The sequence below is a fragment of the Enterobacter sp. 5-4 genome, from assembly GCF_000612205.1.
Lineage (GTDB): Bacteria > Pseudomonadota > Gammaproteobacteria > Enterobacterales > Enterobacteriaceae > Enterobacter > Enterobacter roggenkampii.
Window position 1 is genome coordinate 1 of sequence record NZ_JFHW01000004.1, and the last position, 15522, is coordinate 15522.

At 56.5% G+C, this 15522-nt stretch carries 15 protein-coding genes; 3 read left to right on the top strand and 12 right to left on the bottom strand.

Annotation, left to right across the window (positions count from 1 at the left end; translation table 11 throughout):
• Window positions 1-193 precede the first annotated feature (193 nt).
• The 4 genes from hemG to pepQ are packed head-to-tail and all read right to left on the bottom strand — an operon-like array spanning window position 194 to window position 4186.
• Window positions 194-739 (bottom strand): menaquinone-dependent protoporphyrinogen IX dehydrogenase, encoded by a 546-nt coding sequence (gene hemG / locus AA74_RS0101230; protein WP_008501510.1) that lies wholly within the window; start codon window positions 737-739, stop codon window positions 194-196.
• Between the two features lie 10 nt (window positions 740-749).
• On the bottom strand, window positions 750-2201 hold the full coding sequence (gene trkH, locus AA74_RS0101235; RefSeq protein ID WP_008501511.1) for a Trk system potassium transporter TrkH: 1452 nt from the start codon (window positions 2199-2201) through the stop codon (window positions 750-752).
• A 39-nt stretch (window positions 2202-2240) separates the two neighbouring features.
• Window positions 2241-2855: an IMPACT family protein gene (locus AA74_RS0101240; RefSeq protein ID WP_023345076.1), complete on the bottom strand. Its 615-nt coding sequence runs from the start codon at window positions 2853-2855 to the stop codon at window positions 2241-2243.
• Window positions 2855-4186, bottom strand: coding sequence for a Xaa-Pro dipeptidase (gene pepQ, locus AA74_RS0101245; RefSeq protein ID WP_008501513.1), 1332 nt, complete (start codon window positions 4184-4186; stop codon window positions 2855-2857). Before pepQ ends, AA74_RS0101240 begins: the two co-directional genes overlap by 1 nt.
• A 189-nt stretch (window positions 4187-4375) precedes the next feature.
• Here pepQ and fadB point away from each other — a divergent pair, with 189 nt between their 5' ends.
• Both fadB and fadA read left to right on the top strand, forming a co-directional pair.
• Window positions 4376-6565 carry a fatty acid oxidation complex subunit alpha FadB gene (gene fadB, locus AA74_RS0101250; protein WP_025910434.1) on the top strand — a complete coding sequence of 730 codons (2190 nt, stop codon included), beginning with the start codon at window positions 4376-4378 and terminating at the stop codon, window positions 6563-6565.
• A gap of 9 nt (window positions 6566-6574) precedes the next feature.
• The gene (gene fadA, locus AA74_RS0101255; protein WP_008501515.1) at window positions 6575-7738 is read left to right on the top strand and encodes an acetyl-CoA C-acyltransferase FadA; all 1164 of its coding nucleotides are present in this window, start codon (window positions 6575-6577) and stop codon (window positions 7736-7738) included.
• Between the two features lie 162 nt (window positions 7739-7900).
• Here fadA and fre read toward each other — a convergent pair whose 3' ends face one another.
• Complete coding sequence (gene fre / locus AA74_RS0101260) at window positions 7901-8602, bottom strand: NAD(P)H-flavin reductase (protein WP_021242862.1); 702 nt, start codon at window positions 8600-8602, stop codon at window positions 7901-7903.
• A gap of 42 nt (window positions 8603-8644) precedes the next feature.
• Window positions 8645-10138: a 4-hydroxy-3-polyprenylbenzoate decarboxylase gene (gene ubiD, locus AA74_RS01000000121915; protein WP_032667209.1), complete on the bottom strand. Its 1494-nt coding sequence runs from the start codon at window positions 10136-10138 to the stop codon at window positions 8645-8647.
• A gap of 170 nt (window positions 10139-10308) precedes the next feature.
• Between ubiD and rfaH the strand changes: the two genes are divergently transcribed.
• Window positions 10309-10800, top strand: coding sequence for a transcription/translation regulatory transformer protein RfaH (gene rfaH, locus AA74_RS0101270; RefSeq protein WP_008501518.1), 492 nt, complete (start codon window positions 10309-10311; stop codon window positions 10798-10800).
• Here rfaH and tatD read toward each other — a convergent pair.
• From tatD to ubiJ, 6 genes are all read right to left on the bottom strand, one after another.
• A complete protein-coding gene (gene tatD / locus AA74_RS0101275; RefSeq protein WP_023293559.1) occupies window positions 10797-11579 on the bottom strand; it encodes a 3'-5' ssDNA/RNA exonuclease TatD in 783 nt (260 codons plus the stop codon). The two genes, rfaH and tatD, sit on opposite strands and share 4 nt — an antisense overlap.
• Before the next feature lie 41 nt (window positions 11580-11620).
• On the bottom strand, window positions 11621-12391 hold the full coding sequence (gene tatC / locus AA74_RS0101280; protein ID WP_008501520.1) for a Sec-independent protein translocase subunit TatC: 771 nt from the start codon (window positions 12389-12391) through the stop codon (window positions 11621-11623).
• 2 nt (window positions 12392-12393) lie between these two features.
• Window positions 12394-12936 carry a Sec-independent protein translocase protein TatB gene (gene tatB / locus AA74_RS0101285; RefSeq protein WP_008501521.1) on the bottom strand — a complete coding sequence of 181 codons (543 nt, stop codon included), beginning with the start codon at window positions 12934-12936 and terminating at the stop codon, window positions 12394-12396.
• Window positions 12937-12939: 3 nt separating this feature from the next.
• Window positions 12940-13194 carry a Sec-independent protein translocase subunit TatA gene (tatA, locus tag AA74_RS0101290; RefSeq protein WP_008501522.1) on the bottom strand — a complete coding sequence of 85 codons (255 nt, stop codon included), beginning with the start codon at window positions 13192-13194 and terminating at the stop codon, window positions 12940-12942.
• Window positions 13195-13270: 76 nt separating this feature from the next.
• Window positions 13271-14911: a ubiquinone biosynthesis regulatory protein kinase UbiB gene (gene ubiB / locus AA74_RS0101295; protein ID WP_008501523.1), complete on the bottom strand. Its 1641-nt coding sequence runs from the start codon at window positions 14909-14911 to the stop codon at window positions 13271-13273.
• Window positions 14908-15513 carry a ubiquinone biosynthesis protein UbiJ gene (gene ubiJ / locus AA74_RS0101300; protein WP_025910446.1) on the bottom strand — a complete coding sequence of 202 codons (606 nt, stop codon included), beginning with the start codon at window positions 15511-15513 and terminating at the stop codon, window positions 14908-14910. The genes ubiB and ubiJ overlap by 4 nt, the downstream gene beginning before the upstream one ends.
• Window positions 15514-15522: the final 9 nt, after the last annotated feature.

Below are 15522 nucleotides of genomic sequence, written 5' to 3' on the forward strand. Positions count from 1 at the left end.
GCTGCGGCGCGGGGTGTGCATATTACGCTTTCCCGCTTCAGAGTCAAGCGTTTATTTTCGCTATTCTCTGCTGACCCGGCGGCGTGTGTGCCGTTGTTCCGTGTCAGTGGAGGCGCATTATAGGGAGTTATTCTGAAGTGACAAGCACAAAATACAAAAAACTTTTCGTTCGCTCACTTTTCAAACTTAACGCTTATTTAAGTCGCGAATCGCCCGTTAAATGTGCGATTTCCCGCGCAAAACTGGCTACCTGCGACCAGTCGGTATAAACCACTTCTTTACGCGTATCGGTTTCTCCCCCCGTCATCTTCATAATTAGACGGATCATAAAGCGGTCATACCAGCGGTAGCGAGGGTAGCGCAGCGCGCCGGCAAAAACGGCGCACAGGTCTGGCTGCCACGGAGAGCTGAGTAAAAACTTGCGCGTGTAGCTGTTGGTCTGTGGCGTGCGCTTCTCCGCTTTACGCGCAACCAGATTGACCGAGTAAAACGCGCCTGGCATTTTGTTGAGTACTGCCGTGTGCTTTTTCACAAAGCGATCCAGCGCCGGATGGAAATGCCCGTAACGAATAGATGCACCAATCACCACGCGGTCGTAATCCTGCCAGGCAATCTGTTCCGCACGGTTCAGGTTCACCACATCCGAGTAAATACCCAACTCTTTTAATTCCGATGCAAGGTATGCGGCAATCTCACGCGTTTGTCCGTCTCGCGTAGAGAAAAGAATCAATGTTTTCATCAACGGCTCCTTACTCGCGCCAGAATGTAGGGGTGAACAGCACCAGCAGCGTAAAGACCTCAAGACGACCAAACAGCATATTGGCGATGAGGATCCATTTCGCGACCGGGTTCATACTGGCAAAGTTATCCGCCACCACGCCCAGGCCAGGCCCGAGGTTATTCAATGTTGCGACGACGGACGCAAAGGCGGAGAAATCATCCACACCCGTCGCGATAATCGCCAGCATACTGACGATAAAGACCAGTGCATACGCCGAGAAGAATCCCCACACCGCTTCGAGGATACGTTCCGGCAGCGCGCGGTTCCCCAGCTTGATGCTGTAGACCGCATTGGGGTGGACCAGACGCTTCAGCTCACGGTTGCCCTGCTTGAACAGCAGCAGAATACGGATCACCTTCAGACCACCGCCCGTCGACCCCGCACAGCCGCCGATAAACGCGGAACAGAGCAGAAGCACCGGCAGGAACAGCGGCCAACGGGCGATGCTGTCCGTGGTAAACCCGGCGGTCGTCGCCATCGACACCACCTGGAAGAAGGCCTGGTTTAGCGTGGTCAACGCGGAGTTATAGACATCATGGAACCACAGCACCAGCGTACAGATGATCACCAGCGTCAGCTGGACCCCAATGAACATGCGGAACTCAGGGTCACGCCAGTACACCTTCAGGCTGCGCCCGCTCAGTAAAGAGAAGTGCAGGCCGTAGTTACAGCCGGAGATCAGCAGGAAAATGGCAATGATAGTGTTAATCGTTGGGCTGTCGAAATAGCCCACGCTGGCATCGTGGGTGGAGAACCCGCCGATGGCAATCGTCGCAAAACTGTGTCCGATAGCATCAAACGCAGGCATCCCGGCAAACCATAGCGCCAGCGCACAGGCTACCGTCAGCAAGACATAAATCAGCCACAGGGTTTTCGCCGTCTCGGCAATACGCGGCCGCATCTTGTTATCCTTCAGCGGTCCTGGCATTTCGGCGCGATAGAGCTGCATCCCCCCGACGCCCAGAATCGGCAGGATGGCCACCGCCAGGACGATGATCCCCATACCGCCGAACCACTGCAGCATCTGGCGATAAAAGAGAATCGCATGCGGCAGCGAATCCAGCCCCACCAGCGTCGTGGCCCCGGTCGTCGTTAAGCCGGAGAAGGATTCAAAGAAGGCATCCGTGATGCTCAGGTTAGGCTGTTCAGAGAAGATAAAGGGCAGAGAACCGACGCTCCCCAGCACCGTCCAGAACAGGACCACAATCAGAAAGCCTTCGCGAGATTTCAGCTCACCTTTCTGACGACGGTTCGGCCACCACAGCAGGGAGCCGATCGCCAGCGCGACAAAGAAGGTCTGGGTAAATGCCCGCCCCGCCCCGTCCCGGTAGATAAGCGCCACCAGTCCAGGGATAATCATCGTCCCGGAAAAGAGTATGACCAGCAGTCCAACGATTCGGGTTATGGCACGAAAATGCATCTCTGCCGCTTCCTTTGGTATTCAAAAGTGAGGTGGGGATTATTCTTCAATCGGCAGCAATTGCAACGAACCACGACTAAAATCAGCCAGTTTTGCTGAAAAAGCAGCCAGTTCCGCCTGAGGAAGCGCCACGCGTAATTGCACCATCGCCTGATATTCACTGTGTGCGATGACACCGTTAAACTGCCTCAGCAGCGCTTCAATACCCGAGAGCTGGGCGTAATCGCATAACAAAGTATATTCGGTGAGAGGCGTTTTGCGGGTGGTCTTCAGGATATTCAGTGCCTGCTGAACGCCGCCGCCATACGCTTTTACCAGCCCACCCGTACCTAACAGGATGCCGCCGTAGTAGCGCACCACCACGGCGGTAATTTCACCCACGCTGCTACCCATCAGCTGCGAGAGCATGGGTTTACCGGCCGTGCCCGCCGGTTCACCGTCATCGGAAAACCCCAGCTGCTGCGAATCGTCCGGCGGCCCTGCTACCCACGCCACGCAGTGGTGACGGGCGTCAGGATGCTCAGCCCGGACGGACTCGACAAACGCTTTTGCCGCCTCTACGCCGTCGGTATGCGCCAGCAGCGTAATAAAGCGGCTTTTCTTGATTTCCTCAACAAAGGTGACCGGTTCAGCCGGTATCAGCCAGCTTTCCATCAGGCCAGCTTCAGGTCTCGCGTCATATTCTCGATACCGTTTTCGTGAATCACCACGTTATCTTCGATACGAATGCCGCCAAACGGCTTCAACGCGTCAATTTTTGCCCAGTTGAAGTGCTTGCTGAACTGGCCTTCACGCCACGGCGCCAGCAGGGATTCGATAAAGTAGATCCCCGGTTCAATCGTCAACACCATGCGCGGCTCCAGAATACGGGTGCAGCGCAGGTAAGGATATTTAGACGGTGCCGCCAGGTGCGTACCGGTATCATCCTGCATAAAGCCCGCAACGTCGTGCACCTGCAGGCCCAGCGGGTGGCCGATACCGTGCGGCATAAATGGCCCGGTCAGATCGTTCTCGACCATCGCCTCTTCGCTCATGTCTTTCACAATCTGATGCTTACGCAGCAGTTTAGCAATGCGCTGATGGAACTGGATGTGGTAGTCCACATAGCTGGTTCCCGCCTTCATGGTGCCAATCAGCGCCAGCTGTTCATCGTTCACATCTTTGATCAGCTGTGCAAAATCGGTATCCGCATTTGCCGCCCAGGTACGGGTCAGATCGGCCGCGTAGCCGTTGTACTCTGCCCCTGCGTCCAGCAGGAAGCTGCGCATTTCTGAAGGAACCTGGTGATCCAGTTTGGTGTAGTGCAGGACGGACGCGTGCTCGTTGAGCGCGACAATGTTGCTGTACGGCACGTCGGTATCGCGATGACCGGTGGCGGTCAGATACGCCTGGTTGATGTCGAACTCGCTCATGCCGGACTGGAAGGCTTCATGCGCCGCACGGTGACCGTTTACCGCGGTCTTTTGCGCTTCACGCATGCAGTAAAGTTCGTAGTCGGTTTTATACGCGCGGTAATAGTGGAGGTAATCCAGCACCCCTTTCGGGTTGAGCTTGTCTGCCGCAATATCCAGGCTTAATGCACGCTCCGGAACAGGGCCAATATAAGCGATGTTGCCACGCGCGGCAGGCAGCTGGCCGCCAATGCCGTCCGCTTTTGGCAGCGCAATGACCTCAATTTCTTCCGTCCAGAAAGAGGTCGGCAGCGGCTCAACGTTGTGCCAGTAATCGACCGGCAGGTAGAACCACAGTTTCGGCTTGTTCACACCATCCACCAGCAGCCAGCAGTTGGGAACCTGCGTCACCGGCACCCAGGCCTTAAACTGTGGGTTCACCTTAAACGGATAAGCGTGGTCATCCAGAAAGGTATTCATCAGCTCGCCGGAGTGGATCAGCAGCGCATCCAGCTTAAAGCGGGCCAGTACATCGCGGGTACGTTCCTGTAGGGTAACGATATGATTTTTATAAAGCGAAGCCAGTGAGTCCATCATTATTCCTTTCGTTTTTTGACCTCAAGTCATCGCATCTTAGCACACCTCACTCCGCCTGCGTGATTTCCACCGACCGTGATCAATGCAGCAATTTCTTAATGAGTAATTTGCATTTTATTAACATAAATCCCACACTCCGACTCATCTGGTATGACCAGATCCACTTGCTGGATTCAGGAGACTGACATGCTCTACAAAGGCGACACCCTGTACCTCAACTGGCTGGAAGATGGCATTGCCGAACTCGTGTTCGATGCCCCCGGCTCAGTCAATAAGCTTGATACCGCGACGGTGGCCAGTCTTGGCCAGGCGCTGGATGTTCTGGAAAAACAAACTGAATTAAAAGGGCTGCTGCTGCGCTCGAACAAAGCGGCCTTTATCGTCGGTGCCGATATCACCGAATTCCTTTCGCTCTTCCTGGTGCCGGAAGAACAGCTGAGCCAGTGGCTGCACTTTGCCAATAGCGTCTTTAATCGTCTGGAAGATCTGCCTGTCCCGACCATTTCCGCCGTTAACGGCTACGCGCTGGGCGGCGGCTGTGAGTGCGTGCTGGCGACCGACTACCGCCTGGCGACGCCGGATCTGCGCATCGGCCTGCCGGAAACCAAGCTGGGCATTATGCCGGGCTTTGGCGGCTCCGTCCGTATGCCGCGCATGCTGGGCGCCGACAGCGCGCTGGAGATCATTGCCGCGGGTAAAGACGTCGGCGCCGAACAGGCGCAGAAAATTGGCCTGGTCGACGGCGTCGTGAAACCGGAGAAGCTTATTGAAGGCGCACTCGCCATTCTGCGTCAGGCCATTAACGGCGAGCTCGACTGGAAGGCCAAACGCCAGCCGAAGCTGGAACCGTTAAAACTCAGCAAGATTGAAGCCACCATGAGCTTCACCATCGCCAAAGGCATGGTGATGCAGACGGCGGGTAAACACTACCCGGCGCCGATCACGGCGGTGAAAACCATTGAAGCGGCTGCCCGTTTCGGGCGCGATGAAGCGCTAAAGCTCGAAAATCAGAGCTTTGTCCCGCTGGCGCACACCAATGAGGCTCGCGCGCTGGTCGGTATCTTCCTGAACGATCAGTTCGTGAAAGGCAAAGCCAAACAGCTGACCAAAAACGTTGAGACGCCAAAACATGCGGCGGTACTCGGCGCGGGCATTATGGGTGGCGGCATCGCCTACCAGTCTGCCTGGAAAGGCGTGCCGGTAGTGATGAAAGACATCAACGAGAAATCCCTGACGCTGGGCATGACCGAAGCGGCCAAGCTGCTGAATAAACAGCTTGAGCGCGGCAAAATTGACGGACTGAAGCTCGCAGGCGTGATCTCCACCATTCAGCCCGTGCTGGAATACAGCGGTTTCGATCGTGTCGACGTGGTGGTCGAAGCCGTCGTCGAGAACCCGAAAGTGAAAAAAGCGGTGCTGGCGGAAACGGAAGACAAGGTTCGCCCGGGTACCGTTCTGGCCTCTAACACCTCCACCATTCCAATCAGCGAACTGGCGAGCGTGCTGAAGCGTCCGGAAAACTTCTGCGGTATGCACTTCTTCAACCCGGTACACCGTATGCCGCTGGTCGAAGTGATCCGCGGGGAAAAAACCTCTGACGACACCATCGCTAAAGTGGTGGCATGGGCCAGCAAGATGGGCAAAACGCCGATCGTCGTTAACGACTGCCCGGGCTTCTTCGTCAACCGCGTGCTGTTCCCTTACTTCGCCGGTTTTAGCCAGCTGCTGCGCGACGGCGCGGACTTCCGCAAAATCGACAAAGTGATGGAAAAACAGTTCGGCTGGCCGATGGGCCCGGCGTATCTGCTGGACGTTGTGGGCATTGATACCGCCCACCACGCCCAGGCGGTGATGGCGGCAGGTTTCCCGCAGCGCATGCAGAAAGACTATCGCGACGCGATTGACGCGCTGTTCGACGCTAACCGCTTCGGTCAGAAAAACGGCCTGGGCTTCTGGCGCTATAAAGAAGACAGCAAAGGCAAACCGAAGAAAGAAGAAGATCCGGCGGTGGATGGCCTGCTGGCCGACGTCAGTCAGCCAAAACGCGACTTCACCGACGATGAAATCATCGCCCGGATGATGATCCCGATGATTAACGAAGTGGTGCGTTGCCTCGAAGAAGGCATTATCGCCAGCCCGGCAGAAGCCGACATGGCGCTGGTGTATGGCCTCGGCTTCCCTCCGTTCCACGGCGGCGCGTTCCGCTGGCTGGACACGCTCGGCAGCGCCCGCTATCTCGATATGGCTCAGCAGTATCAGCACCTCGGCCCGCTGTATGAAGTGCCGGAAGGGCTGCGTAACAAAGCGCGCCATAACGAACCCTACTATCCCGCAGTTGAGCCAGCCCGTCCGGTTGGCGAGCTGAAAACGGCTTAAGGAGTCACAATGGAAAAGGTTGTCATTGTTGATGCGATTCGCACCCCAATGGGCCGTTCAAAAGGCGGCGCGTTCCGTAACGTGCGTGCGGAAGACCTCTCCGCGCACCTGATGCGTAGCCTGCTGGCGCGTAACCCGGCGCTGGATCCGGCTGCGCTGGACGATATCTACTGGGGCTGCGTGCAGCAGACCCTGGAGCAGGGCTTCAACATCGCCCGCAACGCGTCGCTGCTGGCGGAGATCCCGCATTCGGTTCCGGCCGTCACCGTCAACCGCCTGTGCGGTTCGTCAATGCAGGCGCTGCACGACGCGGCCCGCATGATCATGACCGGCGATGCGCAGGCTTGCCTGGTGGGCGGCGTCGAGCACATGGGTCACGTCCCGATGAGTCACGGGGTCGACTTCCATCCCGGCATGAGCCGCAACGTGGCGAAAGCTGCGGGGATGATGGGCCTGACCGCCGAGATGCTCTCCCGCCTGCACGGCATCAGCCGCGAAATGCAGGATGCCTTTGCCGCGCGCTCTCACGCTCGCGCCTGGGCCGCCACGCAGTCCGGTGCCTTTAAGAACGAGATCATCCCCACCGGCGGCCACGATGCAGACGGCGTTCTGAAGCAGTTCAGCTACGATGAAGTCATTCGCCCGGAAACCACCGTCGAAGCGCTTTCCACCCTGCGTCCGGCGTTTGACCCCGTCACCGGTACGGTCACGGCAGGGACCTCGTCGGCGCTGTCCGACGGCGCCGCCGCGATGCTGGTGATGAGCGAAAGTCGCGCCCGCGAGCTGGGGTTAACGCCTCGCGCCCGCGTGCGTTCGATGGCGGTCGTGGGCTGCGATCCGTCGATCATGGGCTACGGCCCGGTTCCGGCTTCAAAGCTGGCGCTGAAAAAAGCGGGATTAACCGCCAGCGACATCGATCTGTTTGAGATGAACGAAGCGTTCGCCGCGCAGATCCTGCCGTGCATTAAAGATCTGGGGCTGATGGAGCAGATCGACGAGAAGATTAACCTCAACGGCGGCGCGATCGCCCTCGGACACCCGCTGGGCTGTTCCGGGGCGCGTATCAGCACGACGCTGATCAACCTGATGGAACGCAAAGATGCCCAGTTTGGTCTGGCAACGATGTGTATCGGTCTGGGTCAGGGTATCGCGACGGTGTTTGAGAGAGTGTAAGGCTATAACGTAGGCCCGATAAGCATCGCCCCATCGGGCTTTTACCGGGAGGCGCTGCGCTTTCCCGGCCTACGAGAGGTACCTCGCCGCCAGTCGTGTCACTGGCGAAGAGAAACAGTTTAGTTGCCGTTCTTCCCGCCTGTCAGGGGCGGGTTTTTTTATTTAAATGAAGGCAAACGCATCGCCAAACAGGCGGTCTTCACGCGCATCACGTTCGTTACAGAACAGATCGCGGGCGATTTTCGCCATCTCGAAACGCCCTGCAATATAGATGTCATGTCCTGCCAGCGTACCGTGATCCTGCAGCACTGCCGTCAGTACCGTACCGCTACGCCCGCGCCAGCCCTCTTCCGGCTGCTCAACCACCGGCTCAATGCGCAGGTTAGGATGGGTGACGCTCAGCGCTTCGAGTTCGGACAGGTCATACAGGTGCTTCTCTTCGCGGCCGCCCCAGTAGATGGTGATATCACGTTCCGGGTTACGCGCCAGTGCGGTCAACAGAATAGAGCGCACGTAGGAGAAGCCTGTACCACCAGCGATCAGGATCAGTGGACGGTCTTCGTCATCACGTAACCATGCCTCGCCGTGCGGAATATCCACCACTATCTCGCGCTCTTTCAGAATGCGGTCCATGACGGCCATCGCATACAGGTTAAGCTCTGACGCACCAATATGAAGCTCAATAAATTCCTGCTCCGCTGGCGTTGAGGCCATAGAGAAAGGACGCTTATCACGCTCATCCATCACGACCATCAGATACTGACCCGCGCGGAAAGAGAATGGCGCTTCTGGCACTAAACGGACGCGATATACGGTGTCGGTGATGGCATCTACCGAGGTCACTTTACAGCTTAAGGTTGTCATTCGCTCTCTCTGTCGGGAAGTCTATAGGGCTTAACGGTCAGCTCAGGGTTTACCGTTATTCATTATGGCCAGTTCGTCCCAGATCGCATCAATGCGCGCGGTCACAGCAGGATCTTTTTTGATCGGGCGACCCCATTCACGATCGGTTTCGCCAGGCCATTTATTTGTGGCATCCAGTCCCATTTTTGAGCCAAGGCCGGAAACCGGCGAGGCAAAATCCAGGTAATCTATCGGCGTGTTTTCGACTAACACCGTATCGCGCGCCGGGTCCATTCGCGTGGTAATAGCCCAGATTACGTCATTCCAGTCGCGGGCGTTAACGTCATCATCGCAGACAATAACAAATTTGGTATACATAAACTGGCGCAGGAAAGACCACACGCCCATCATCACGCGTTTCGCGTGACCAGGATACTGCTTCTTCATCGTGACCACTGCCAGGCGATACGAGCATCCTTCAGGCGGCAGATAAAAATCAACAATTTCCGGGAACTGCTTTTGCAAGATCGGCACAAACACTTCATTTAGCGCCACGCCCAGTACTGCCGGTTCATCCGGTGGACGCCCGGTATACGTGGAGTGATAAATCGCATCTTCACGCTGCGTAATGTGCGTCACGGTAAACACCGGGAAGTTATCCACTTCGTTGTAATAGCCGGTGTGGTCGCCGTAAGGGCCTTCTGGCGCCAGTTCACCCTGCTCAATGTAACCTTCCAGCACAATTTCTGCACTGGCCGGAACTTCGAGATCGTTAGAGATACACTTCACGACTTCCGTTTTCGTTCCACGCAGCAGGCCTGCAAAGGCATATTCCGAGAGCGTATCCGGTATGGGCGTGACGGCCCCGAGAATGGTGGCCGGATCGGCGCCGAGCGCGACAGACACCGGGAAACGTTCACCCGGACGCGCAGCACACCACTCCTGGAAATCGAGCGCGCCGCCGCGATGCGACAGCCAGCGCATGATGAGCTTATTCTTGCCAATCAACTGCTGGCGGTAAATACCAAGATTCTGGCGCTCTTTGTGCGGACCGCGCGTGACGGTCAGTCCCCAGGTGATCAGCGGCGCGGCATCTTCCGGCCAGCACTGCATGATAGGGATTTTAGTCAAATCAACCGCATCGCCTTCCAGCACCTTCTGCTGGCAGGGCGCGCCGCGCAGGCGTTTGGTGGGCATGTTTAGCACCTGCTTAAACTGCGGCAGCTTGTCGAACAGATCGCGGAAGCCTTTCGGCGGCTCCGGCTCTTTCAGGAAGGCCAGCAGCTTACCGACTTCGCGCAGGGCCGTGACGTCTTCCTGCCCCATCCCCAGTGCGACGCGACGCGGTGTACCAAACAGGTTGCACAGCACCGGCATGGCGTACCCTTTCGGATTTTCAAACAGTAATGCGGGGCCACCGGCACGCAGGGTGCGGTCAGCAATTTCTGTCATCTCCAGATAAGGATCAACAGGAAGTGTTATACGTTTGAGTTCACCCTGCTTTTCCAGCAGCGTCAGGAAGTCGCGGAGATCGTGGTATTTCATGCAGTTAATCATGGCCTCTCTGTAAGCGCTTCATTATACGGCGTAAGACTGCTTGATGCTGTAATTTTGTTAAATTAGCGTGAAGTTATGCGTTCTGTCCCATTTTCGCCCATTATAATCAACTTAGCGATCCCGCCAGGGTTTTGATATGCTTGCGCCCCGAACTAAGGGAAAGAGTGATTATGCAGGCCTGGTATTTACTGTATTGCAAACGCGGGCAACTTCAGCGCGCGCAGGAACATCTTGAACGTCAGTCAGTCAATTGCCTGACGCCCGTGATCACGCTTGAAAAAATGCAGCGCGGGAAGCGCACAACCGTTAGCGAGCCGTTATTCCCGAACTACCTGTTCGTGGAGTTCGATCCGGAGGTGATCCACACCACCACCATCAGCGCCACGCGCGGCGTCAGCCATTTTGTTCGCTTTGGCGCCCACCCCGCGACGGTTCCCTCATCGGTCATCCACCAGCTGTCGATTTATCAGCAGCCCGAAGACCTTACCGACCCGGAAACGCCCTACACGGGCGATAGCGTCGTGATTACCGAAGGGGCTTTCGAAGGCCTGCAGGCGATTTTTGCCGAGCCGGACGGGGAAGCGCGCTCTATGCTGTTGCTTAATCTGCTGAACAAGCAGGTGCTGCAGAGCGTTAAAAACACCGACTTCCGCAAACTTTAAACGTTTATCCCAAACAGATTACGCACGTTGTCATCCGTCTGTGCGGAAAGCCAGTGCGGATCCTCTCCGCGCCACGTCGCGACGCGCTCAACTATGTGCCCCAGATAAGCGGGCTCATTGCGTCGCGATGCCGGTTTGGGTTGCATATCGCGCGGGAGCAGATAGGGCGCATCCGTTTCAAGGAGCAACCGGTCAGCCGGGATCGCGGGTAGCAGCTCCCGAAGCTCAAGCCCGCGGCGCTCATCGCAAACCCAGCCGGTAATCCCCAGATAAAGCCCGCGCTCCAGGCACTCCAGCGCCTCCTGCCGTGAGCCGGTAAAACAGTGCAGCACCGCGCCGGGCAGTTTCTCGAGCCACGGATCCAGCAGAGTCAGGAAACGCTCATGCGCGTCGCGGCAGTGCATAAATACAGGCATTTCAAGCTCTGCCGCCACCGCAAGCTGAGCAGTGAACGCCTTTTCCTGCTCTTCAGGCGTGGAAAAGTTACGGTTGAAATCGAGGCCGCATTCGCCAATCGCTACCACTTCTGGTGTCTTCGCCAGCCTGCGCAGGGTTTCCCCGCTTTCCGGGGTCCACTGGCTGCTGTCGTGAGGATGCACGCCAGCGGTAGACCAACAGCGTTCATAGCGTTGCGCCAGCTGCTGCGCCTGCTCGCTCTCATGCAGGTTGGTGCCCGTCAGCAGCAGTCCTTTCACCCCGGCGGCAAACGCGCGCGCAACCACCTCATCACGATCTTTCGCAAACTGCGAGCTGGTCAGGTTGAGTCCGATATCAAACATGCGAATCCCCATATAACAACCGCCCTGACGGGCGGCTGGTTTTACTCTTCAGTGGTCTTGTCGGAGGTATCGTCTTCGTCATCCGACCGACGCCCTTTACCCACGTAGAACCGTGAGAAGAAGACGCCGACCTCAAACAGGCAGTACATCGGTATGGCCAGCAGCGTCTGGGAGAATACATCCGGCGGGGTCAACAGCATGCCGACAACGAAGGCGCCGACCAGGATATACGGACGCTTCTTACGCAGGTCATCCGGCGTGGTTACCCCTACCCAGCAGAGCAGCACAATGGCCACCGGCACTTCGAATGCCACGCCAAACGCCATAAACAGCGCCATCACAAAGCTAAGATAGCTGGCGATATCCGTCGACACCTGGACGCCTTCCGGCGCGGTATGCGTCAGGAAGCCGAAGGCCAGCGGGAAGACAACGAAATAGGCAAACGCCATGCCGATATAGAACAGCAGCGAACTGGATACCAGCAGCGGAATGACCAGCTTGCGTTCGTGCTTATACAGTGCCGGCGCCACAAAGGCCCACACCTGGTACAGAATCACGGGCGCAGAGGCAATCAACGACACCCAGAAGGTCAGCTTGATAGGGGTAAAGAACGGAGAAGCAACGTCTGTTGCAATCATCGTTGCGCCCAGCGGCATCTGCTTGATCAGCGGCGCAGAAACCACCTGGTAGATATCGTTGGCGAAATAGACCAGGCATAGAAAAATAACGAGAACCGCAATAATGCAGTTTAACAGACGCTTACGCAGCTCTATGAGGTGCGTAATCAGCGGTTGAGTATCATCTACAGCCATGTTTACGCTTTATCACTCGACGAGGGGGATGATTCGGAAACGGGCGCGGCGGGTTTTGCCTCGGCAGCGTTAACCACGGGCTTTTCCGGCTGCACCTGCTTTTTCACTTCGGTTTCCTGAGGCGTCTGTTCAGGCGCAGCAGCCTGATGTTCAGCGCTGGCAGGCGTGACGCCCTCACGCTGTTCTTCGCTGCCCTTCACCACCGGGTTATGGATGGTGTTCGCTTCATCGCTCGCTTTTTCAGGATCGTTGATGCTATAGGAGCGCTTCATGGATTCCGCCGCTTCGCGCAGCTCATCCATTGACGCTTTCAGTTCCGGCGTCAGGTTATCCATGCTCGCCTTCTCAACCTTTTTCAGGCTTTCCTGAAATTCCTGCAGCTTAAGCTCCTGGGCCAGTTCATTCTGAACGGTCGATGCCAGCGATCTCAGCGCACGAACCCAGCCCGCAACGGTTTTCACCGCCACCGGCAGACGCTGAGGCCCCAGCACGATCAGGCCAATCACAAAGACCAGCAGGAGCTCACTAAAACCAATGTCGAACACGACTTACACCTGCTCTTTATCGTGGCGTTTAGCGTCTTCCTTTTTGGCTTCTTCTTGCTTGTCGGTGATGGATTTAGCAGTAAAGTCAGCGTCCTGGCTGGTTTTATCCTGCTTGCTCTCATCATCGCTCATCGCTTTTTTGAAGCCTTTGATAGACGCGCCCAGATCGGAACCAATAGAACCGAGCTTTTTGGTGCCAAACAGCAGCACGACGATGACGGCAATGATCAACAATTGCCAGATACTGATACCACCCATACATGTTCCTCAGGGATAGATGATTAATAAGTCAGGTCGCATTATACGTATGCGACCTGTCGATAGCGACGCAAACTCAGCGCGTTTTTCGCCATCCGGCAAGCCAGACAACCACCCCGGCGGCCATCAGCCAGGCGGGCATCATCTGCCACTCCGGGCGGTTGATCAGCAGCAGCGTACCGCTCAGCAGCAGCGTTGCGCCAATCCCAAAGAGATAGCGTGACTGGCCCTGGCGAACACGGCTGGACTGAAGTTCGCGAGCGATTTTATCCATGCTGTGCTGAAGGTTCTTGCTCTGACGCAAACTGTCATAAACCAGTTCAGGAATTTCAGGCATTTTTTCTATCCAGAACGGGCCTTTCTCTTTTAGCGAGCGCACCAGCGCCGGAATGCCAACCTGATCCTTAATCCAGGATTCCAGGAAGGGTTTCGCGGTCTTCCACAAGTCTAACTGAGGATAGAGCTGTCGGCCTACACCCTCAACGTAAAGTAGTGTTTTCTGAAGTAAAACTAGCTGTGGCTGAACTTCCATATTAAAGCGGCGAGCCGTGTTGAACAGGTTCAACAGCACATGTCCGAAGGAGATTTCCGCCAGCGGTTTTTCAAAAATCGGTTCGCAAACGGTCCGGATCGCAAACTCGAACTCTTCGACGTTGGTGTCCGGCGGCACCCAGCCGGAATCGACGTGCAGCTCGGCCACCTTACGGTAGTCGCGGTTGAAGAACGCGATGAAGTTCTCGGCCAGATACCGTTTATCTTCTTTATTCAGCGACCCCACAATCCCGCAGTCGATACCGATATACTTCGGATCCTCAGGGTGCTCGTAGCTCACGAAGATATTGCCCGGGTGCATGTCCGCATGGAAAAAGCTGTCGCGGAACACCTGGGTGAAGAAGACCTGCACGCCACGCTCGGCCAACAGCTTCATGTTCGTTCCCTGCTTCTCCAGGGCCACCACATCCGAAACCGGAATACCGTAGATACGCTCCATCACCATCATGTTCTGGCTGCAGTAGTCAGAATAGACTTCAGGGACATAAAGCATCGGGCTGTTTTCAAAGTTGCGACGCAGCTGAATAGCGTTTGCCGATTCGCGCAGCAGGTTAAGCTCATCAATCAGCGTTTTTTCATATTCCCGCACCACTTCCATCGGGCGCAGTCGGCGGCCATCAGGTAATAAACGCGGAACCCAACGGGCCAGACGGTAAATCAGCTTCATGTCGGCTTTGATGATCGGCAGAATATCCGGGCGGATCACCTTAATCACCACCTCTTTGCCGTTTTCTTTCAGACGCGCAGTGTGCACCTGAGCAATAGAAGCCGACGCCAGCGGTTCTATTTCGAAATCGTCAAACCAGGTTTCAACGGGAAGATTACCCATCGCCTCTTCGATCTGTTTCTTCGCCCTCACCCCGTCAAACGGGGCAACACGGTCCTGCAGCATCGCCAGTTCATCGGCAATGTGCGGCGGAAAGAGATCGCGGCGGGTCGACAGCATCTGCCCGAACTTAATCCATACCGGGCCAAGCTCCTGCAGCGCCAGGCGCAGGCGTTCGCCAAGCGGCTGACCTTTATGGCGGTTAGGCATCCAGAACAGCATCCGCCGCCAGATACGAAGCGGCAGCGTGATACGCATTTTAGGGATAAGCTCGTCGAGCCCGTAGCTCAAAAAGGTACGAATAATGAAGTAGAGGCGCCGAATTTCACCAGGCGTCATTTGCCCTCCAGTTTTTCCAGCCGTTTGGTTAACGCATCAACCGCACGTTCAACAGCCGCGGTTTCTTCCGCAAACCATGCCACTTCCAGCGGTCCGGGGGCCATTCGCCACTCTTCAGTCAGTACTTCCGCCGCATAGCGTTGCTGACGTAGCAGGCTTTTACGCGCAAAGGACGCGCCACCATGAAGAACCTTCCCGATGCCTTCCGCGGCAATGTCACCGATAAACGGCGCGAGCAGCTCTGCCGGATCAAACTCCGCCAGATCGGTAAGCGCAACGAAGTTCTGCACGACCTGAATGTCGCCTTCCACTTCCAGCTCACCGCTGCGGATAAGTGCCGTTAATTGCTGGCGATCGCGCAGTTTTGGCAGGACGCTCATGTGCGTGATGACCGAGCAGTCGGCGTCACCTTCCCACGCCCCCAGAACGTCAAGCTGGCGTTCGCTGAAGACCAGCACAAGCGGCGTCGAGAACTCTTTTAAAACAATGCGTAATACCTTCCCGTTTAGCCGCTGACGCGCAACTTTCAGCGCTGGCGCACGATAGAGAAAGGCATTCAGTACGTTTTCGATACCTGCGGAGACTAAGGGTTTAAAGGGCACGGGACACCT

Excerpts from the sequence above, each read along its gene's own strand:
- fadB (WP_025910434.1), top strand. The coding sequence starts at position 4,376 with ATGCTCTACAAAGGCGACACCCTGTACCTCAACTGGCTGGAAGATGGC.
- ubiB (WP_008501523.1), bottom strand. The coding sequence starts at position 14,911 with ATGACGCCTGGTGAAATTCGGCGCCTCTACTTCATTATTCGTACCTTT.
- rfaH (WP_008501518.1), top strand. The coding sequence starts at position 10,309 with ATGCAGGCCTGGTATTTACTGTATTGCAAACGCGGGCAACTTCAGCGC.
- fre (WP_021242862.1), bottom strand. The coding sequence starts at position 8,602 with ATGACAACCTTAAGCTGTAAAGTGACCTCGGTAGATGCCATCACCGAC.
- tatA (WP_008501522.1), bottom strand. The coding sequence starts at position 13,194 with ATGGGTGGTATCAGTATCTGGCAATTGTTGATCATTGCCGTCATCGTC.
- tatC (WP_008501520.1), bottom strand. The coding sequence starts at position 12,391 with ATGGCTGTAGATGATACTCAACCGCTGATTACGCACCTCATAGAGCTG.
- ubiD (WP_032667209.1), bottom strand. The coding sequence starts at position 10,138 with ATGATTAACTGCATGAAATACCACGATCTCCGCGACTTCCTGACGCTG.
- fadA (WP_008501515.1), top strand. The coding sequence starts at position 6,575 with ATGGAAAAGGTTGTCATTGTTGATGCGATTCGCACCCCAATGGGCCGT.
- pepQ (WP_008501513.1), bottom strand. The coding sequence starts at position 4,186 with ATGGACTCACTGGCTTCGCTTTATAAAAATCATATCGTTACCCTACAG.
- AA74_RS0101240 (WP_023345076.1), bottom strand. The coding sequence starts at position 2,855 with ATGGAAAGCTGGCTGATACCGGCTGAACCGGTCACCTTTGTTGAGGAA.
- hemG (WP_008501510.1), bottom strand. The coding sequence starts at position 739 with ATGAAAACATTGATTCTTTTCTCTACGCGAGACGGACAAACGCGTGAG.
- trkH (WP_008501511.1), bottom strand. The coding sequence starts at position 2,201 with ATGCATTTTCGTGCCATAACCCGAATCGTTGGACTGCTGGTCATACTC.
- tatD (WP_023293559.1), bottom strand. The coding sequence starts at position 11,579 with ATGTTTGATATCGGACTCAACCTGACCAGCTCGCAGTTTGCGAAAGAT.